Origin of the sequence: Sphingomonas sp. (assembly GCF_035555815.1) — a bacterium.
Taxonomy (GTDB): Bacteria; Pseudomonadota; Alphaproteobacteria; order Sphingomonadales; family Sphingomonadaceae; genus Sphingomonas.
In genome coordinates, this window is the sequence record NZ_DATMGG010000115.1 from 1 (window position 1) to 19196 (window position 19196).

At 68.0% G+C, this 19196-nt stretch carries 20 protein-coding genes and 1 pseudogene; 18 read left to right on the plus strand and 3 right to left on the minus strand.

The features are described from left to right. Nucleotides 1-1569 (minus strand): GAF domain-containing sensor histidine kinase (locus VNR91_RS06370; protein WP_325489935.1); only part of this gene is annotated, 1569 nt, incomplete at its 3' end. 395 nt (nucleotides 1570-1964) lie between these two features. Continuing rightward, nucleotides 1965-3359 (minus strand): glutamate ligase domain-containing protein, encoded by a 1395-nt coding sequence (locus VNR91_RS06375; protein ID WP_325489936.1) that lies wholly within the window; start codon nucleotides 3357-3359, stop codon nucleotides 1965-1967. A gap of 98 nt (nucleotides 3360-3457) precedes the next feature. Here VNR91_RS06375 and VNR91_RS06380 point away from each other — a divergent pair, with 98 nt between their 5' ends. The 18 genes from VNR91_RS06380 to VNR91_RS06460 all read left to right on the plus strand — a co-directional run bounded on the left by VNR91_RS06380 (nucleotide 3458) and on the right by VNR91_RS06460 (nucleotide 18350). Continuing rightward, entirely contained in the window at nucleotides 3458-4279 is an 822-nt protein-coding gene (locus tag VNR91_RS06380; protein ID WP_325489937.1) for an LD-carboxypeptidase, read from the plus strand. A gap of 32 nt (nucleotides 4280-4311) precedes the next feature. Continuing rightward, complete coding sequence (locus VNR91_RS06385; protein ID WP_325489938.1) at nucleotides 4312-4575, plus strand: hypothetical protein; 264 nt, start codon at nucleotides 4312-4314, stop codon at nucleotides 4573-4575. A 243-nt stretch (nucleotides 4576-4818) separates the two neighbouring features. Further along, nucleotides 4819-6828, plus strand: a complete 2010-nt coding sequence (thrS, locus tag VNR91_RS06390; protein ID WP_325489939.1) for a threonine--tRNA ligase — start codon at nucleotides 4819-4821, stop codon at nucleotides 6826-6828. Between the two features lie 146 nt (nucleotides 6829-6974). After that, entirely contained in the window at nucleotides 6975-7508 is a 534-nt protein-coding gene (gene infC / locus VNR91_RS06395) for a translation initiation factor IF-3 (protein WP_325489940.1), read from the plus strand. Between the two features lie 298 nt (nucleotides 7509-7806). Next, a complete protein-coding gene (locus tag VNR91_RS06400; protein ID WP_325489952.1) occupies nucleotides 7807-9534 on the plus strand; it encodes a DEAD/DEAH box helicase in 1728 nt (575 codons plus the stop codon). Then, nucleotides 9531-9986: a YaiI/YqxD family protein gene (locus VNR91_RS06405; protein ID WP_325489941.1), complete on the plus strand. Its 456-nt coding sequence runs from the start codon at nucleotides 9531-9533 to the stop codon at nucleotides 9984-9986. Before VNR91_RS06400 ends, VNR91_RS06405 begins: the two co-directional genes overlap by 4 nt. A gap of 78 nt (nucleotides 9987-10064) precedes the next feature. After that, entirely contained in the window at nucleotides 10065-10886 is an 822-nt protein-coding gene (locus VNR91_RS06410) for a lysophospholipase (RefSeq protein ID WP_325489942.1), read from the plus strand. Between the two features lie 124 nt (nucleotides 10887-11010). Beyond that, a complete protein-coding gene (locus tag VNR91_RS13540) occupies nucleotides 11011-11424 on the plus strand; it encodes a hypothetical protein (RefSeq protein WP_414712383.1) in 414 nt (137 codons plus the stop codon). A 27-nt stretch (nucleotides 11425-11451) separates the two neighbouring features. Further along, nucleotides 11452-12522 carry a L,D-transpeptidase family protein gene (locus VNR91_RS06415; protein WP_414712384.1) on the plus strand — a complete coding sequence of 357 codons (1071 nt, stop codon included), beginning with the start codon at nucleotides 11452-11454 and terminating at the stop codon, nucleotides 12520-12522. An 11-nt stretch (nucleotides 12523-12533) separates the two neighbouring features. Then, complete coding sequence (locus VNR91_RS06420) at nucleotides 12534-12863, plus strand: hypothetical protein (protein WP_325489943.1); 330 nt, start codon at nucleotides 12534-12536, stop codon at nucleotides 12861-12863. 178 nt (nucleotides 12864-13041) lie between these two features. Next, nucleotides 13042-13557 (plus strand): YfiR family protein, encoded by a 516-nt coding sequence (locus VNR91_RS06425; RefSeq protein ID WP_325489944.1) that lies wholly within the window; start codon nucleotides 13042-13044, stop codon nucleotides 13555-13557. Beyond that, the gene (locus VNR91_RS06430) at nucleotides 13554-14789 is read left to right on the plus strand and encodes a diguanylate cyclase domain-containing protein (protein WP_325489945.1); all 1236 of its coding nucleotides are present in this window, start codon (nucleotides 13554-13556) and stop codon (nucleotides 14787-14789) included. Before VNR91_RS06425 ends, VNR91_RS06430 begins: the two co-directional genes overlap by 4 nt. Continuing rightward, entirely contained in the window at nucleotides 14789-15289 is a 501-nt protein-coding gene (locus VNR91_RS06435) for an OmpA family protein (RefSeq protein ID WP_325489946.1), read from the plus strand. Before VNR91_RS06430 ends, VNR91_RS06435 begins: the two co-directional genes overlap by 1 nt. A gap of 406 nt (nucleotides 15290-15695) precedes the next feature. Beyond that, complete coding sequence (rplJ, locus tag VNR91_RS06440) at nucleotides 15696-16211, plus strand: 50S ribosomal protein L10 (protein WP_325489947.1); 516 nt, start codon at nucleotides 15696-15698, stop codon at nucleotides 16209-16211. Nucleotides 16212-16264: 53 nt separating this feature from the next. Continuing rightward, complete coding sequence (gene rplL / locus VNR91_RS06445) at nucleotides 16265-16642, plus strand: 50S ribosomal protein L7/L12 (protein WP_325489948.1); 378 nt, start codon at nucleotides 16265-16267, stop codon at nucleotides 16640-16642. Between the two features lie 186 nt (nucleotides 16643-16828). Beyond that, nucleotides 16829-17035, plus strand: a complete 207-nt coding sequence (locus tag VNR91_RS06450; protein ID WP_325489949.1) for a ParD-like family protein — start codon at nucleotides 16829-16831, stop codon at nucleotides 17033-17035. Between the two features lies 1 nt (nucleotide 17036). Further along, nucleotides 17037-17813: a type I methionyl aminopeptidase gene (map, locus tag VNR91_RS06455; RefSeq protein WP_325489950.1), complete on the plus strand. Its 777-nt coding sequence runs from the start codon at nucleotides 17037-17039 to the stop codon at nucleotides 17811-17813. Between the two features lie 66 nt (nucleotides 17814-17879). Further along, on the plus strand, nucleotides 17880-18350 hold the full coding sequence (locus VNR91_RS06460; protein WP_325489951.1) for a hypothetical protein: 471 nt from the start codon (nucleotides 17880-17882) through the stop codon (nucleotides 18348-18350). 48 nt (nucleotides 18351-18398) lie between these two features. Here the strand turns inward: VNR91_RS06460 and VNR91_RS06465 are convergent. After that, nucleotides 18399-19196: pseudogene (locus VNR91_RS06465) on the minus strand (hypothetical protein); the annotation flags it as partial.

The window sequence follows — 19196 nt, forward strand, 5'->3', positions numbered from 1 at the left end:
GTCGCGGACGACGAATTCGAGCCGCTCGTCGGGCCGCCGCTTCACGCCGAGCGAGACTTCGCCCTTCTCGGTGAACTTGATGGCGTTGGACAGGAAATTCTTGAGTATCTGTTCCAGCCGCTGCGGGTCGGATTCCATCTCGCTCGGCGTGCCCGGTACGATGGCGGTGGTGAAGGTCAGTTGCTTGGCCTGCGCCGACGCCTCGAATCCCGCCTTGAGCTTGTCGAACATCGCGGCGATGTCGATGCGGCGCGGATGAAGCTCGACCTTGCCGGCCTCAATCTTCGAAATATCCAATATGTCGTTGATCAGCGCGAGCAGGTCGTTGCCCGACGTCTCGATCGTTTCGGCATGTTTGACCTGATCCGCGTTCAGGTTGCCCGCGCGATTTTCCGCCAGCAACCGAGCCATGATCAGCAGCGAATTGAGCGGCGTGCGCAGCTCGTGGCTCATATTGGCCAGGAATTCCGACTTGTAGCGGCTCGCCTGCTCAAGGGCGCTCGCCTGGTTCCTGAGCGACGCTTCGGCGCGCTGAAGCCCGTCGCGCTGTTCCTCGAGTTCGCGCGTCTGCAGCTCGAGCTGGGCATTATTCTCTTCCAGCTCGGATTGCTGCGCCTCGAGTCTCGTCTGCGACTCCTGAAGGCGCCGGCTCTGCGTTTCCAATTCGTCGTTGTTGGCGCGCAGTTCCTCGCTCTGCACCTGAAGCTCTTCGGCCTGTTGCTGGGTCTCCTCGAGCAATTCGCGGAGCTGGGCACGGTATTTGCCCGACCGGATGGCTACGCCAAGCAATTCCGAGGTCCGTTCAAGCAGGGCGAGCGCCGGCGCCGTGTCGCCGCCGCGAAAGCCAAGTTCGATCACCGCGGTGACCGTATCATCGGCCCCCGCCGTCGAGATCACGAGATGAAGGGGTTTCGCCTTGCCCAGCGCCGATCCGAAATACAGATAATCGTCGGGAACATCGCTGAGCACGAAATTCCGCCGGTCGGTCGCCGCCTGCCCCAACAGCCCGTCTCCTGCGGCGAACCGGTCGGGAATGGATGCGTCCTCGGGAACGCCGTAGGTTGCGTGGCGCCGGAACCCCTCACCATTCCGAATGAACAGCGCGCCCGCCTGCGCATCGAGATATTCCGCCAGGAAGCGAAGCGAATTGATCGCCAGATTATCGAGCGACTGCTCGCCGCTCACCGCTTCCGCGAGTCCGACCTGTCCTGCCTGAAGCCATTCCTGATGCGCGATCGCGATACGGTTGCGAATGAACAGAAACCCGGTGATCGCCAGAATCCAGGTTGTCGCAATGCCGATCGAACGATTGATGATCGCTATCTGCGGATCGACACCCGATGGTGCCAGAAAAACCCCCAAGATCGTCAGAACGGTCGCCGCTGCCGCAACGGCAAGCGGCGCTGGCGGACGGTTCGCGAAATACGCCAGTACCGTCGGCAGGAAATAGGCGACCCAGACCGCCGTTCCCAACGGGAACATCAAATTGGCACCGAACGGAATTGCGAGAAGCACGGCGATGCCGCCATAAATCCATGGCGCGTGGTTCGGACCTGCGGACTGGGGCATCAAGGTTCCAATATGATGAATTCAGGCCCTTATCTCATGGCGTTGCGGCGATGCAATCGCCGCCCGCGTTCGCTTTGGCGAGGTGGCGTTGCGCGAAACGACTTTCGCACGTGAAGGAAAGGGCGCGCATCGATTATCGGTCGAAGCGGAAGGCCGCTCGCCGCCCGCTCTTTACGCTGGATCATGTCATCGACCAGGCGGCGTGAACCTCGATGCTACGTCGAAGCGACCGGTCATTCTTCACGCATGACCCACGCATAGCGACCGGTGACCCAAGGGACGGCGGGGGCGTGCCTGGCAAACGCAAGGGGCATTTGGCACCGAGACGGTGCGGGTCGTCGCGCGGGTGGCGGAAATCCGGCCGAACCCGCGCCACGTCGCGGAACGACGCGCCGCTACCCCCGCAGCCGCTCCACCATTTCCGCCGCGAGCAGACTGAGCGTATCGTCACGCGCGCCCATCACCACGATACGGTCGCCGGGCCGCGCCGTCGCGACCAGATGCGCGGCGGCGGCGGCGCGGTCGGGGATGTGCCGCGCGTCACCCCCGGCGGCGGCGATGTCGGCGGCGATGTCGGCGCTGGTCACCTCCCGCGTGACGGTGCCGCCCATATAGACCGGATCGGGCAGCACCAGCTGGTCTTCCGCGCCGAGGCCGGCGGCGAAGGTCGCGACCAGTTCGCGCCGCATCGCCTTCAACGGGCCATAGCCGTGCGGCTGGAACAGCACGAGCAGCCGTCCGGGAAAGGCGTGCAGCGTCGCCAGCGTCGCGGCGATCTTGTCGGGGTTGTGGCCGAAATCGTCGATCACCGCGACGCCGCCGCCCTCCCCGACCAATTCGAACCGGCGGCGCAGGCCGGTGAAGCCCGCGATCGCCCGCACCGCATCGTCGCGCGGCACCCCCGCCGCGATCGCCGCGCCGATCGCCGCCAGCGCGTTGGCGACGTTGTGACGGCCGGGCACCCCCAGCCGTACCGGCACGCTCTCCCCGTCCATCGTCAAATCGAAGTCGATCGCGAACGGCTGCGGGCGCAGGTTGGTGGCCACCAGGTCTGCCATGCCCTCCACCGCGAAGGTGACCAGCCGTTCGCGATCCAGCCCGCTCGCCGGAGCCGCCGCCTCGGCGTCGCCGACATTGACCACGACCGTCGCCGCCTTGCGCGCGAAATCGCCGAACAGCGTGCGCAGCTCCTCCAGCGACTTGTGGTCGAGGCTGACGTTGTTGAGCACCGCGATCGTTGGCCGGTACAATGCGATCGACCCGTCGCTCTCATCGACCTCGCTGACAAAGGCATCGCCCTGCCCGACCAGCGCGCTGGCGAACGGCGCGTCGGGGGTGGCGAAGTTCTTCATCACCGCGCCGTTCATCACCGTCGGATCGCGCCCGGTGGCGTGGAGGATCCAGCCGATCATGCCGGTGACCGTCGATTTGCCGCTGGTCCCCGCCACCCCGATCGGCAGCGCGGCGCGGTTGAACAGCGCGGTGAGCAGTTCCGCCCGGCTCATCCGCGCCGCCCCCACCCGGTCGGCGGCGATCATGTCGGGCACGGTCGCCTCGACCGCCGCGGAGGCGACGACGATCTGGTCGGGCGAGACGATGCCGCTGCCGTCCTGCGGAAACAAGGCGACGCCCAGCGCGCGCAGCGCGTCGAACTTGGCGGGGACGCGGCCCTGGTCGAGGCTGCGGTCCGATCCGGCGACGGTCGCGCCCGATCGCACCAGGATCATCGCCAGCGGCATCATGCCGCTGCCGCCGACGCCGACGAAGAAGTAGGATTTGCCCGAATGCATCGCCGCGGGCTATCCGTCGGCGGCGAATGGAGCAAGGCCCGCCCGCTCCGTTCGTCCCGAGCACACTTTGCTCGTCGCGAACGGAGAGTTTTGAGACCATGCGTATCGCCGTCTGCGCCCCGGCACGATCGATCAGCGAAGCCGGCGCGGCACGCGTGACCGCCTTCACCGCGCTCTACTATCCGCAGGTCGAGATCGTGTTCGACCCGCAAAGCTTCATGCTCGCCGGCCATTTTGCCGGCCCGGACGCGATCCGTGCGGAAACGTTCGTCAAATACGCCAATGATCCGGCCTTCGACGCGCTGTGGTTCGGACGCGGCGGCTATGGGTCGAACCGGATTCTCGCCAGTGCGATGCCACAACTCGGGCCGGCGGCGCGGACCAAGAGCTACATGGGCTTTTCCGACATGGGGTTCCTGCTCGGGGCGCTCTATGCCCGGCGGATCGGGCGTCCGATCCACGGACCGATGGCGACCAACGTCAGTGAAGCGAGCGGCGGGGTCGCGGTCGGCCGCGCGCTCGGCTGGCTGGTCGATCATGACCGCCGGATGCTTGATCCCGCACTCGACGGGCGCCCGGCCGCCGCGTTCAATCTGGCGATCCTGACGGCGATGCTCGGCACGCCGTGGGTGCCCGACCTGACCGACCATGTCCTGATGATCGAGGAAGTGTCCGAATCCTACTATCGGATCGACCGGATGCTGTTCCAGATGGCGAATGCCATCCAACTGCGCGGCATTGCCGGGGTGCGGCTGGGCGCGGTGACCGACGTGCCGGAAGGCGACGGACCGGACAGTTTCGGCGAGACGCTGGAACAGATGATGGAACGCTGGTGCCGCGACATGGGCGTCCCCTATCTCGGCCGGTGCAGCATCGGACATGCCGCGCTCAACATGGTGGTGCCGTTCGGCGTCGCCTGATCCCTCTCCCTTCGAACCACGAAAGCCCGTCCATGACCAACGACAATGCCGAACTCCAGGCCCAGATCATCGCGCTCCGGCTGGCGGTAGAGGGCATGTGGCTGTCGATCCTGCGAATCGATCCCAATGCCGTCGCCCAGGCTGAACGGCTGGGTCGCGAGAACGTCGCCGCGATCGGCCAGCTTGACGCGAGCACCCCGGAAAACGCCGCGATGCGCGATTCGGTGCGCGCGCACACCGAGCGGCTGTGGGGCAGCATCCACTGGCAGCTTGAACAGGACGCCGCGCAGCGTTGATCGCGCCGGACCAATCCGACTGGCGCCGCGCGGCGCGTTCGACTATATCCCGCTGATGCGCCGCGGCTACGCCCTCACTACCACCACCACCCCGGTTTGCCGGGGGGACTTCGGCCCGCGCGTCGCTTGACGTAGCCGCCGAAGGCTCCGCCCCGGTCGGGGAGGAGACGGCGCCGCTCCTTCCTGCCGCTTCACTCCGGGCGTTCTCCGGTGCATAGGCGCGCCAAATTCGCAGGAAGACCCATGAACGACATGCTCTCGATCACGCTCCCCGACGGTTCGGTTCGCGCGGTCCCGCTCGGCACCACGCCGGCGGACATCGCCGCCGCGATCGGACCGGGGCTGGCCAAGGCGGCGATCGCCGCGCGCGTCGACGGCGAATTGCGCGACATCGGCCGCCCGTTCGAACGCGATTCGCAACTCGCGCTGGTCACGTCGCGCGATGAGGCCGACGCCCTCGAACTGGCGCGGCATGACTTCGCTCATGTGCTGGCGGAAGCGGTGCAGAGCCTGTTTCCGGGGACGCAGATCACCTTTGGCCCCGCCACCGACGACGGCTTCTACTATGACTTCGCTCCGACCGCCGAGCATGGCCCGTTCACCGAGGAGGAACTGCCGGCCATCGAAGCCGAGATGCGCCGGATCATCGCCGCCGACCAGCCGCTGATCCGCGAAGTCTGGTCGCGCGCCGCGCTGATCGAGCGGTGGACCGCGCAGGGGGAGAGCTTCAAGGCCGAATGGGCGGTCGAACTGCCCGAAGGCGAGGAACTCACTGTCTACCGGGCCGGCACCGGCGCCGATGCGTGGCTCGACATGTGCCGCGGGCCGCACCTCGCCTCGACCGGCAAGCTCGATCCGCAGGCGTTCAAGCTGACGCGCGTCTCCGGCGCCTATTGGCGCGGCGACCAGAAGAACGCGATGCTCAGCCGCATCTACGGCACCGGCTGGCTCAACAAGAAGCAGCTCGACGCGCACCTGCACATGCTGGAGGAAGCCGGCAAGCGCGACCACCGCAAGATCGGGCAGGAGATGGACCTGTTCCACCTGCAGCAGGAAGCGCACGGCAGCGTGTTCTGGCATCCCAACGGCTACATCATCTGGCGCCAGCTGGAGGCCTATATGCGTCGCCGGCTGGATGCCGCCGGCTATGACGAGGTCAAGACGCCGCAGGTGATGGATGCGCGCCAGTGGGAGCAATCGGGCCACTGGGGCAAATATCGCGAGAACATGTTCGTCATCCCCGACGAGGTGCCCAACACCGAGGACGACGGCCCGATCATTTCCAAGGGCGCCGACTGGATGGCGCTCAAGCCGATGAACTGCCCGGCGCACGTGCTGATCTTTCGCCAGGGCATCAAGAGCTACCGCGACCTGCCGATCCGCATGGCGGAGTTCGGCTGCTGCCACCGCAACGAGCCGCACGGCGCGCTGCACGGCATCATGCGCGTGCGCCAGTTCACGCAGGACGACGCGCACATCTTCGTGCGCGAGGACCAGCTGGTGTCCGAGGTCGCGAAGTTCATCGACCTGCTCGACGCGGTCTACAAGGACCTCGGCTTCGACAAATACGCGATCAAGCTCGCGCTGCGCCCCGAAAAGCGGTTCGGCAGCGAGGCGATGTGGGACTGGTCCGAACAGTCGCTGCGCGACGCGGTGGCCGCGACCGGCCGCAACACGGAAGAATATGGCTGGGAAGAGTTGCCCGGCGAAGGCGCCTTCTATGCCCCCAAACTCGAATTCCACCTGACCGACGCGATCGGCCGGACGTGGCAGGTCGGCACGATCCAGACCGACACGGTGCTGCCCGAACGACTCGACGCCAGCTATGTCGGCGAGGACGGCGAGCGTCACCGCCCGATCATGCTCCACCGAGCGATCCTCGGCAGCTTCGAACGTTTCATCGGCATTCTGATCGAGCATCACGCCGGCCGCTTCCCCTTGTGGCTGGCGCCGGTGCAGGCGGTGGTCGCGACGATCGTGTCCGACGCGGACGATTACGCCCGCACGGTGCAGGCGAAGCTGGCGGCGGCCGGGCTGCGCGTCGACACCGACCTGCGCAACGAGAAGATCAACTACAAGGTGCGCGAACACTCGCTGGCCAAGGTGCCGGCGCTGGTGGTGGTCGGCAAGCGCGAGGCGGAGGAAGGCACCGTCGCGCTGCGCCGGCTGGGCAGCGACCGGCAGGAGATCATCTCGCTCGACGATCTGGCGGCACGCCTTGCGCAGGAGGCGAAGGCACCCGATCTGGTATAGGCGCCGTCGGGGACACGCCACGCGCTTCGCACGGGTGGCGGAACAAAACCCCGCATGACGTCTTTCCGGCACGTCGCGCTTGAGCTATGATGCGCGACCGGAAATCCCAGGCAACCACTACAGGAGCTACACCTATCCGTCCTCCCATGATGCGCCGGCCGATGCAGGCGCCGCCGATGAACGGCCCCCGGTTCAACGAATTCATCCAGTCGCCCAAGGTCCGCGTGATCGACCATGAGGGCGAGAACCTGGGTGTCATGTACACGCGCGAGGCGATGGAACAGGCGCAGGAGCTGGGCCTCGACCTGGTCGAGGTGTCCCCGAACGCCGACCCGCCCGTGGCCAAGTTCCTCGATGTGGGCAAGTTCAAGTACGAGGCGCAGAAGAAGGCGAACCTCGCGCGGAAGTCGCAGAAGACGCAGGAGATCAAGGAGATCAAGATGCGTCCGAACATTGACGACCACGACTATGACACCAAGATGAAGAAGATCCACGAATTCATCGGCGATGGTGACAAGGTCAAGGTGACGTTGCGCTTTCGCGGCCGCGAATTGTCGCACGGGCAGCTCGGTATGGCCGTGCTTCAGCGGGTCGCGGCGGACACCACCGAAGTGGCGAAGGTCGAGAGCTATCCGCGCATGGAAGGCCGCCAGATGCTGATGGTGCTGTCGCCCAAGTAACGTATTCCGACGGCGCGGGCCGATGCCGCGCCGTCGCCTTCCTTGCCCGTGACGACTGCCTGTGACAGTCGTCCATGACGACCCCGCCCAGCAAATCGCTGAACAGGAAGGTCCACACGTCTATTCCTGCACCGTGGGGCAATCCCGCGGCACGGCGGGACTCGGACGGGGCCGTCCGTAGCGTCGCTTTTGCCAAATCGCCCGAAAGCGCGTAGGGGCGCGGCCAATCCCGTTTTCCGAACCGCCCCGGTCCCCGCGCCTTGCCGGGCCCGCCGCCGTTCCCATTTTTGCGAGCATGATGTCCTTTTCCCACCTTCCCCCTGCGCTTGCCGAGGCGCTGACCACGCGCGGCTATGAAACGCTGACCCCGGTCCAGGCCGCGGTGATCGAGGACGACGCGCGCGGCCGCGACCTGCTCGTTTCCGCCCAGACCGGTTCGGGCAAGACCGTCGCGTTCGGCCTGGCGATGGCCGACGAACTGCTGGCAGACGGCACGCTGCCGCCGCCGGGGCTGCCGCTGGCGCTGGTGATCGCGCCGACGCGCGAGCTGGCGTTGCAGGTGGCGAAGGAGCTGTCGTGGCTCTACGCCACCGCCGGCGCGCGAGTCGCGACCTGTGTGGGCGGCATGGACCCGTCGCGCGAGCGGCGGACGCTGTCGCACGGCACGCACATCGTCGTCGGCACGCCGGGGCGGCTGCGCGACCATGTCGAGCGCGGCGCGCTGGACCTGAGCGCGGTGCGCGCCGCCGTGCTCGACGAGGCCGACGAGATGCTCGACATGGGCTTTCGCGAGGAGCTGGAGGCGCTGCTCGACGCGACGCCGGGCGAGCGCCGTACGCTGTTGTTCTCCGCCACCATGCCGCGCCCGATCGTTGCGCTAGCCAAGCGCTACCAGCGCGACGCCGTTCGCATTTCGACCGTGGGGGAAGATCGCGGGCACGGCGACATCGCCTATCAGGCGATCACCGTCGCCCCCTCGGACATCGAACATGCGGTCATCAACCTGCTACGATTCCACGAGGCGGAAACGGCGATGCTGTTCTGCGCGACGCGCGACAACGTCCGCCACCTGCACGCCAGCCTGGTCGAGCGCGGCTTCGCGGCGGTGGCGCTGTCGGGCGAGCATAGCCAGAACGAGCGCAACCAGGCGTTGCAGGCGCTGCGCGACCGACGCGCGCGGGTGTGCGTTGCCACCGATGTCGCCGCGCGCGGCATCGACCTGCCGACGCTCAGCCTGGTGGTCCACGTCGAACTGCCACGCGACGCGGAGACGTTGCAGCATCGGTCCGGACGCACCGGCCGCGCGGGGAAAAAGGGCACCGCGGTGCTGGTCGTCCCCTACCCGCGCCGCCGCCGGGTCGAGATGATGCTGAAGCAGGCGCGGATCGCGGTCGAATGGCTGCCCGTGCCCGGCGCCGAGGACATCCGCGCCAAGGATCGCGAACGGATGATGGCCGCGCTGATGGCGCCCGTCGAGATCGACGACGACGACCGCGCGGTCGCCGAGGAGCTGCTGCGGCAGCGCACCCCGATCGAGATCGCCGCCGCGCTGGTGCAGGCGCATCGCGCGACGATGCCGGCGCCCGAGGAGCTGATCGACCGCGCGCCGGCGGCGGACAACAAGGGGGCGCCGGTCCACCGCGCCGGATTCGACGATATCGTGTGGTTCCGCATGAACATCGGCCGGCGGCAGAACGCCGATCCGCGATGGATCCTGCCGCTGATCTGCCGGCGCGGGCACGTCACCAAATCGGAGATCGGCGCGATCCGCATCGGCGCGGGGGAGACCCGGTTCCAGGTGCCGCGCGCGCTGGCACAGAAATTCGCGACGGCGGTGGCCAAGACCGCCGATGCCGAGGGCGAGGACGAAAGCGGCGTGCGCATCGAGATCGCCGATGGCCCGCCCCCGCCCGGCACGCGCGGCGATAACGGTGCGGCACCGCGCCATTATGCCAAGCCCCATCCGGGCAAGCCGACCCATCGCGGCCGTCCGATCCACGGCGGGGCCAAGCACCGCCGCCCGTGAGCGAGGCGCCGCGCATCCTGGTCGACGCCGACGCCTGCCCGGTCAAGGACGAGGTCTACAAGGTGGCGTGGCGGCGCGGCATCGCGGTGACGATCGTCGCCAATGCGCATATCCGCATCCCCGACCACCCGCTGATCGCGCGGGTGGTGGTGAGCGACGGGTTCGATGCCGCCGACGACTGGATCGCGGAGCGCGCGACGGCGCGGACGGTGGTGGTGACCGCCGACATCCTGCTCGCCGATCGTTGCCTGAAGGCCGGCGCGGCGGTGATCGCGCCGAACGGCAAGCCGTTTACCACCGCGTCGATCGGCGGCGCGATCGCCACCCGCGCGATCATGGCCGATCTGCGCGCGGGCGGCGACCAGATCGGGGGACCCGCACCCTTCGCCAAGGCCGATCGCTCGCGATTCCTGCAGACGCTCGACGAAACGCTGGCACGGCTGGCGCGATAGCAGGCGCGCGGGCGTTTCTCATTCCGTCGCCGTCACAATCGTGATAGAATGCCGCTTCCCACGCAAAGGGCACCGCATATGGCCGACGAGCGGATCGAGCAGGCGAACGGACTGGGCATCCATCTGCGTTCCTGGCAACCCGACGGCGCGCCGAAAGCGGTCGTGATCCTCCAGCATGGCTTCAACGCACACGGTGGCCATATGGAATGGGCGGCCGAGCGGTTCACGGCGGCGGGCTATGCCTGTTACGCGGTCGACCTGCGCGGGCGCGGGCAATCGGACGGCGAACGCTATTATGTTGAGGATTTCGACGATTATGTCGCCGACCTCCAGCTGGCGTTCGATCGCGCCGGGCGCGACCATCCGGGGCTGAAAACCTTCCTGCTCGGCCACAGCGCCGGCGGGGTGATCGCCTGCGGCTATGTGCTGGCGCATCCGCGCGCGGTGGCGGGGCTGATCTGCGAGAGCTTCGCCTTTCAGGTGCCGGCGCCCGCTTTTGCGCTGGCCGCGCTGAGGGGGTTGAGCCACCTGTTCCCGCACGCGCACGTGCTGAAGCTGAAGAACGCCGATTTCTCGCGCGATCCGGCGCATGTCGCGATGATGGACGCCGATCCGCTGATCGCCGACGAGGTGCAGCCGACGCGGACGGTGGCGGAGATGGCACGCGCGGATGACGCGCTGCGCACGGCGTTTCCCCGGATCACCCTGCCGGTGCTGATCCTGCACGGCACCGCCGACCATGCGACCAAATGGCAGGGCAGCCAGTTCTTCTTCGACACCGTCGGCGCGACGGACAAGACGCTGAAGCTGTACGACGGCCATTATCACGACTTGCTGGCCGACATCGGCAAGGAGGGGGTGATCGCCGACATCCTGGCATGGGTCGACGCGCGGGTTTGAGGCGAGGCGGCGCCACGCGGCACTTTTCCTTTTGAAGCGAACCGCCTGAATGGAGTAAGGCACCCCGACGCCGATCCGGGAGTAAGCTTTGACGATATCGACAAAATTCGGGGGCGCGGGCCGGGTGACGCGCGCCGCGCTGGTGCCCGCGATGCTGCTGGCCGCGCCGGCCCACGGACAGCAACAGCAGACGCCGAAGCCGCAATCGATCCTGCCCCCGGCGATGCAGACCCCGCCGCCCGCGGCGACCACCTCCACGCCGCCGCAGAACACGCCGGTGCCACCGCCGGTGGTGCAGACGCTGCCGGCCGCACCGCTGCCCCGGCTGAGCGCGGAACAGGCGGCGCAGATTACGACGATGCTCAACCAGGGCCGGATAACGCAGGGGCTGCGCTATGCCGCCGCCGACGCTCGCGAGACCGCCACCGACAGCGACACGCTGGTCCGCGCCGCGCTGGATTATGCGCGGGCGGTCCATTCGGGGCGCCTCGACAGCGCCGATTTCATCGAGGACTGGGGGCTGCGCCCGGTCGCCTAGGATCCGCTGCCCGGCTTCGCCGCAGCGGTGACGAACAATCGGCTGGCGTCCTGGATCGCGCAATTGCCACCGCCCTATGCCGGCTATGACGGGTTGCAGAAGGGGCTCGACACCTATCGCGCGATCGTCGCGGCGGGTGGCTGGAAAGCGGTGCCGGCGGGGCCGGACATGGCGCTGGGCGCATCCGGCGCGCGCGTCGCGGCGCTGCGCCAGCGGCTGGCGGTCGAGGACAGCCAGGTGGCCAAGACCGGCGACAGCTTCGACGCCGAATTGAAGGAGGCGGTGGTGCGCGCCCAGCGCCGCTATGGCCTGAACCCCACCGGGGTGGTGTCGACCGGGACGATCGGCGCGCTCAATGTCCCCGCCGCCGACCGCGTGCGCCAGATCATGGCCAATATGGAACGGTGGCGCTGGCTGCCCGCCGAGCTGCCCAAGGACCGTATCCAGGTGAACATCGCCGCGGCGGTGATGACGGTGTTCGAGGGCGACAATCCGATCATGTCGATGCGCGGCGTGACCGGACGGCCGGGCAACGAGACTCCGATGCTGCAATCGATGATCCATTCGATCGTGCTCAACCCGCCGTGGAACGTGCCGAGCGGGATCGCCGCCAAGGAGCTGTGGCCCAAGGGCCCGGCCTATCTGAAGGCGCATGGCTACAAGGTGATCGGCGAAGGCCCGTCGAAGCGGCTGCAACAGGCCGCCGGGCCGCAGAGCGCGCTGGGCCGCTACAAGTTCGACTTCAACAATCCCTATGCCGTCTACCTCCACGACACGCCCAGCCGGGGCAAGTTCGCCAGCTTCGACCGGCTCGACAGCCACGGCTGCGTGCGACTGGAGCGGCCCGGCGAGCTGGCCGAGCTGCTGCTGCGCACCGACCCGGCGTGGGGCGAGGCGCAGATCCAGGCGGCGATCGACACCGGCAAGACGCAGCGCGTCCAGCTGAGCCGGCAGGTCGCGGTCTATCTGCTGTACTGGACCGCCTTTGCCAGCGGCAACGGCACGATGAATTTCCGCGGCGATCCCTATGGATGGGACAAGCTGCTGGCCGACAAGATCGAGAAACGTTCGGCCGCCCAGGCCGCCATCGCCAATTGAGGAGACTTGCCTTGAACACCCGTCGTATCGCCCTTGCCGCCACCACCGCGCTCGCCCTGACGCTCGCCGCCTGCTCGGGATCGCAGCCCGAAGCCCCCAACGATGTCGAGGAGAATGCGACGGTCGAGGAGGTGATCAACGAGGAGCCGCCGGTGGTGAACGAAGCCCCGGTCGAGGCGCCGTTGACCAACATCACCCCGCCCGCGCCGACCGTCCGCGATGACCGTACCGCCGACGCGCAGATGTACGACGACGCAGACGCGGTCGGGATGACCGCGCGGGTCGATCGCGGCGCGGGCGGCGAGAATGCCGCCGCGGCGGACGACGCCCAGGTCAAGTAGCGGACCGTCCGGCGCGGCTTGACCACCCGCCGCGACCGGACCGGCCCTTTTCCTCCCAACCGCCAGCCCCTCTCGATCGCGCCGCGCGGTAGAGAGGGGCTGGCCACGCCGTGCCCATTTCGGTATCGATCGGATCAAGGGGTTCGAGTGTGTGGAAAGCGGAACGATAGTCTTTGCGGTGATCGCGCTGGCCATCAGCACGCTCAATTCCGATACCGCCCCCCCGCCCACCGCCGCCGAGATAAACTTCGCCCCCGGCAACGAGGCGCGGGCGGTGGCACGGATCGTCGGCGGGATCATCAGCTATACGCGCTGGCCGACGCAGGTGGCGACGCTGCGGCTGTGCGTCACCGGCACCGCCCGCCACGCCGCGCAACTCGGCGACGCGAGCACGACCGCCGGCCGCGCGATCAGCGTCCAGACGATCGACGCCGGCGCGGCGACCACCGGCTGTGATATCCTCTACATCGGCAAGCTGCCGGCACCGGTGCGCGAGCAGACGATCCGCGCGCTGCGCGGGCGCGGCGTGCTGTCGATCGCCGAATCGGACCCGCGCTGCCGCGACGGGACGATGGTCTGCCTGCGCGTGGCGGGGAGCAGCGCCACCTTCCAGCTCAACCTCGACGCGGTCTCGCGCGGGACGGTGCGAATCGATCCGCGCGTGCTGCTGGTCGCCGCCGGGCGCGCGTCATGAGCCGCCCGGCCAGGCCACTGCCGACGCTGCGCGAGGCGCTGTCGCGCGTGCATTTCCGCGTGACGCTGTTCGCGGTGGGCATCACCGGGCTGACCGTGCTGCTGAGCGGGCTGGCGGCGGTGGGCGTCTATGCCCGCCAGAATCTGGCGCTGAGCGCGCAGACCGCCAGCTACACCGTCGCCCCGGCGATCGTGTTCGACGATGCGGAGGCGGCGCGGCAAAGCATCGCCCCGCTGGCCGACGTCGACGGCGTCGCCGAGATCGCGGTGGTCGACCGCGCCGGGCGGACGCTGGCACGCCTGTCGCATGCCGCACCGCCCCACCGGCTGTCGATCGCCGGGGTCGCCGAATGGCTGTTCTTTCCGCACCCGACCGTCGCCCCCGTCAACCACAATGGCGGTGTCATCGGCGAGGTGCGGGTACGCGGCGACGCCGGGATCATCGCCGGCTATATCGGCATGGGACTGGCCGGAACGCTGGCGTGCATGGTGCTGACCGCGCTGGCGGCGGGCCTGCTGGCGGCGCGGCTGCGGCAGAGCGTGATCGCGCCGCTGGGCGCGATCGCCGCCGTCGCCCATGCCGTCCGCGCCGACCGCGCGTTCGACCGCCGCGCGCCCGACGCGCCGATCCGCGAGATCGACGCGCTGAGCAGCGATTTCAACGCGCTGCTGGCCGAACTCGAGCGGTGGCAGCTCAACCTGCGCTCCGAGAACGCGACGCTGAGCCACCAGGCGACGCACGACGCGCTGACCGGCCTGCCCAACCGCATCCGGTTCGACGAGTCGCTGGCGGCGATGCTCGAGCGCGCGGCCAGCGACGGCGCGTCGTTCGCCGTGCTCTATGCCGATTGCAACGCATTCAAGGCGATCAACGACCAATATGGCCACGCCGCCGGCGATGCGGTGCTGGTCGAGACCGCGCGGCGGCTGCGCGCCGGGCTGCGCGCCGGCGACATCGCCGCGCGGCTGGGCGGCGATGAATTCGCGATGCTGCTCGCCACGCCGAGCGGGCCGGAAGCAGTGGCGCGCGTCCGCGACGCGTTGCGCGCGCTGATGGCGATGCCGATCGCACTGCCGTCGGGCGAGGAAGTGACGATGACGCTGACGGTGGGCGCGGCGGTCTATCCCGACGACGGCGCCGACGTCGCCGCGCTGGTCCACCATGCCGATATCGAAATGCTGGCGGCCAAGCCGACGCCGTCGGCCACGATCCAGAAGATCAGGAGACAATGATGTTCCGCCCGGACCGCCGGTCATTCGTGATGGCCTTCACCGCCGCCGCCGCGCTGATGATCGCGGGGTGCCAGACCGCGCGCCAGCCCGGCCTGTGGAGCGCGGCGCAGATCGCCGCGCTGACCGAGGCGGGCTTCATCCAGACCGAGCGCGGCTGGGAATTCAGCATGAACGACCGGCTGTTGTTCCCGTCGGACCAGGGCAACGTCGATCCGGCCCAGGCCGCGACCATCACCCGCATCGCGCGCGGCCTGCTGGCCGTCGCGATCCGCCACGTCACCATCGAGGGCCACACCGACAATACCGGCCGGAGCGCCCACAATCTGACACTGTCGAAGCGCCGCGCCCAATCGGTGGCGCAGCTGTTCGAGATCAGCGGGTTCGCCGCCGGCGATATCGTCACGGTCGGGCTGGGCGCGCGCTATCCGGTCGAAAGCAACGCATCGTCCGACGGCCGGCGCGAGAACCGGCGCGTCGTGGTGCTGATCACCGCGCCATAGGAGCGGCACTCCTCTTTCACTCAGGCACAGGCGGGGACGACGGGGATTCGCGACACGATCGGGGGCATCGGCCCGCCCCCTCGCCCGTCCCCACGGACACGGGCCTTGAATTTCGCGCGGATTGCTGTAGTGGCCCGCGTTCGCATGGCCCGGTTCCGGCCGGATCGTGCGTGCCGTCCGAGACAGCAGGCGCCGGGAATCCTCCCGGCTTAATCTCCTGCCAAGACGGGGACAGATTTTTCCGACGGCGCCGTACAACGGCGCTTCGGGTCAGGCCATGGCTTGCCGCGGCCACATGACGATCATGCCCCTCACTCACGGACACGCCGCGTTCGACCCGCAAGGGCCGGGCGCTTGAACCGGGTCGTGCCCCCGTTGGGACACGGCTCATTTTGAGGAGAATGGCATGGATCGTTCGCAGAAAGCCGAGTCCGTTGCCGAGCTGAACCGCACCTTCAACGAGGTCGGCGTGGTGGTCGTCACCCGCAACCTCGGGCTGACCGTCGCCCAGTCGACCCAGCTGCGTACGAAGATGCGCGACGCCGGCGCGAGCTTCAAGGTTTCGAAGAACAAGCTTGCCAAGATCGCGCTCGAGGGCACCGATTACGCGGGTCTTTCCGACCTGCTGACCGGTCCCACGGCGCTTGCCACCTCGGCCGATCCGGTCGCCGCCGCCAAGGCTGCGGTCGACTTCGCGAAGACGAACGACAAGTTCGAAATCGTGGGCGGCGCGATGGGCAAGCAGCTGCTCGACGCGGAGGGCGTCAAGGCGCTCGCTTCGCTGCCGTCGCTGGACGAGCTGCGTGGCAAGATCGTGGGCCTGCTGGTTGCTCCGGCGACCAAGCTCGCGACTGTCACCCAGGCGCCCGCGGCCCAGCTGGCGCGCGTGCTCAACGCCTATGCAAGCAAGGAAGCCGCGTAATTTCGCGGCCGCAGGCAACACAATATTTCATCCGAATTTGATTGGAGATTACCATGGCTGATCTGAATGCGCTGGTTGACCAGCTGAGCGAACTGACCGTCCTCGAAGCCGCCGAGCTGTCGAAGCTGCTCGAAGAGAAGTGGGGCGTTTCGGCCGCCGCTGCCGTCGCCGTCGCCGGCCCGGCCGCCGGTGGCCCGGCTGCTCCGGCCGCCGAAGAGAAGACCGAGTTCGACGTGATCCTGACCGGCGACGGCGGCAAGAAGATCAACGTGATCAAGGAAGTCCGCGCGATCACCGGCCTGGGCCTGACCGAAGCCAAGACGCTGGTCGAGTCGGCGCCGAAGGCCGTCAAGGAAGGCATCGGCAAGGACGAGGCCGAGAAGATCAAGAAGCAGCTCGAGGAAGCCGGCGCGACCGTCGAGCTCAAGTAAGCTGCTACGCGCGGGGAGACATCCCCCGCGATGCAACAGGAAGGGGGGCGGTCCGGCGACGGGCCGCCCCTTTTCTATTTGCGATCACCTGCCTCCGCTTCGCACTCCCCGGATGAGCGCACGGCAATTTGACTTAACCATACGGATCATATACGTTTCGTATATTCTCAGCACAGGAGTTTCCGAATGGGCATCGTGAAGATCGACGACGATCTGCATGAGGAGGCGCGCCGCGCGAGCACGGTGATGTGCCGGTCGATCAATGCCCAGGCCGAATATTGGATGACGATCGGGATGCTGGCGGAGGCCCATCCCACCCTTTCGTTCAACGAGCTCGTCGCGATGCGGCTGGCGGCGGCACAGGTGCGCGCCACCGAACGGGCGGCGGCCTGACATGATCAAGACCGCGGACGAGCTGGCATTGATGCGCGTATCGGGCCGGCTGCTGGCGTCGGTGTTCGAGATGCTCGACGAACAGCAGCTCGCCGGTATGTCGACGATGGCGGTCAACGACCTGGTCGAGCGGTTCATCACCGCCGACCTCGCCGCGCGCCCGGCCAGCAAGGGACAGTACGGCTATGGCTATGTGCTGAACTGTTCGATCAACCACGTGGTGTGCCACGGCGTGCCCGACGCGGACGAGATCATCCGCGACGGCGACATCATCAACCTCGACATCACGCTGGAGAAGGACGGCTTCATCGCCGATTCGAGCAAGACCTATCTGGTCGGCGCGGTCGCGCCCGCCGCGCGGCGACTGGTGCAGGTGACGCGCGAGGCGATGTGGAAGGGCATCGGCCGGGTCCGCCCCGGCGCGCGGCTGGGCGACATCGGCCACGCGATCGAGCGCCATGCCAAGAAGAGCGGCTATTCGGTGGTGCGCGACTATTGCGGGCACGGCATCGGCCGCGAGATGCACGAGGAGCCGTCGGTGCTCCATTTCGGCAAGCCCGGCACCGGCATGGTGCTGCGCGAGGGGATGACCTTCACGATCGAACCGATGATCAACCAGGGCACCCGCAAGGTGGAAACGCTGGACGACGGCTGGACCGTGGTGACCGCCGACCGCAAGCTCTCCGCCCAGTGCGAGCATACCGTCGCGGTGACGGCGGACGGGGTCGAGGTGCTGACGCTGCGGGGAGACGAGCGGGCGGCGGGACTGCGGCGGTGACCGTTCGGCCTGCATCGAGAGTTTTTCCCCGGTTGCGGACATTCGCTATCGACGTATGATCCGAGCATGAGCGCCCACGTAGACGAGTTCGACTACTCCTCTCCGTTCGCCCCAGCAGCCGCGGTGTTTGCCGCCGCCGATGAACCGTTGCTGGTGTTTCCGTCAGCCACCGCGGCCGAGCGATTTCTTGAAGCCACCGACGTGGAGAACGGCATTTATCCGGCTGCCTACGGTCCGCTGGGTGAACCGTACCGCGTCTATGCCATCGAAGGCCACGTAGTCGTAGAACGCGCCGATGAGCCGGTCAGACCTCACGAACTAAAGACTCTACTCTTGCGCTACCTTGAGGAAAGCGGTCGCGAAGCAGAGGCAACTGCATCCATTGAGGCACTGGTCGCGCAGGTGTGGACGATCGAGAGCAAATTCAGGGAAGAGCACGACCCTTTCGGAGACCGGGTCGGAACGCGCATACCCTTGTCGGGCTGCCTGGGATTCGTGTTTGTGCTGGCAGCGGCCCTATACTTTGTGCTCCGTTGAACCTGAGCGTCAGAGAACCGCCATTCAGGCCATTCCCAGCCCGCAACCCTAAACATCGAATCGCCGCGCCGTCACCGGCGCGTAGCTGCGGTCGCGGTCGAGCCAGATCGGGCCGAGGCGCGCCGCCCTCGCGTCGCCGGTGCCGATCAGGAAAGCGTCGCCCAGGCTGCGTACGCTGAGGCCGCCGCGCCAACGCAAGTGGACCAGCACCACCGGCACCGTCATCGGCCGGTCGCCCACGCGGGTGACGTGCATAGCCTCCGCCGGCAGCGCGAGCTGGCCCGCGATGCGGTGCCCCTGCCCCGGCGCCAGCGTCACCGGGTCGCTCATCGGCCCACCCGGCGCGGTCGCGTTGAAGGCGGGAATCTGTCGGGCAAGGTCGGGGCTGGCGGTCACCATCGTCACCGCGACGCGCACCGCATCGGCGGCCTGCGTACCGCTATTGGTGACGACCAGTTCGAAATCGAGCGCGATCGTGCCGTTGCCCAGACGGGCGCTGGCCGGGACGAACTCGATCGACAGCGGGTGACTTGTGGCAGGCGGGATCACCGGCGCCGGCGTGGTGGGAGCAGTCGCTGGCGATGGCGTTGCGGCGGGGGTGGTCGGGGCAGCGGGCGGCGCGGCCGGCGTCTGTGGGCGCAACGGCGGCGTGGGGACCAGCGGCAGATCGGGGACCACCGGCGTCCCCCGCCCCGCTAGCGCAGCCTCGCGGCTGCGACGGCCCCAGGCAAAGCCCGCCCCCACCGCCGCGATCAACGCCAGCCCCGCGAGCAACCATGGCCATAGCGGCGCATCGGGCGTGGCGACGGCATCCGACTCGGTCGGGATCACTGGCCCAGCCGTCGC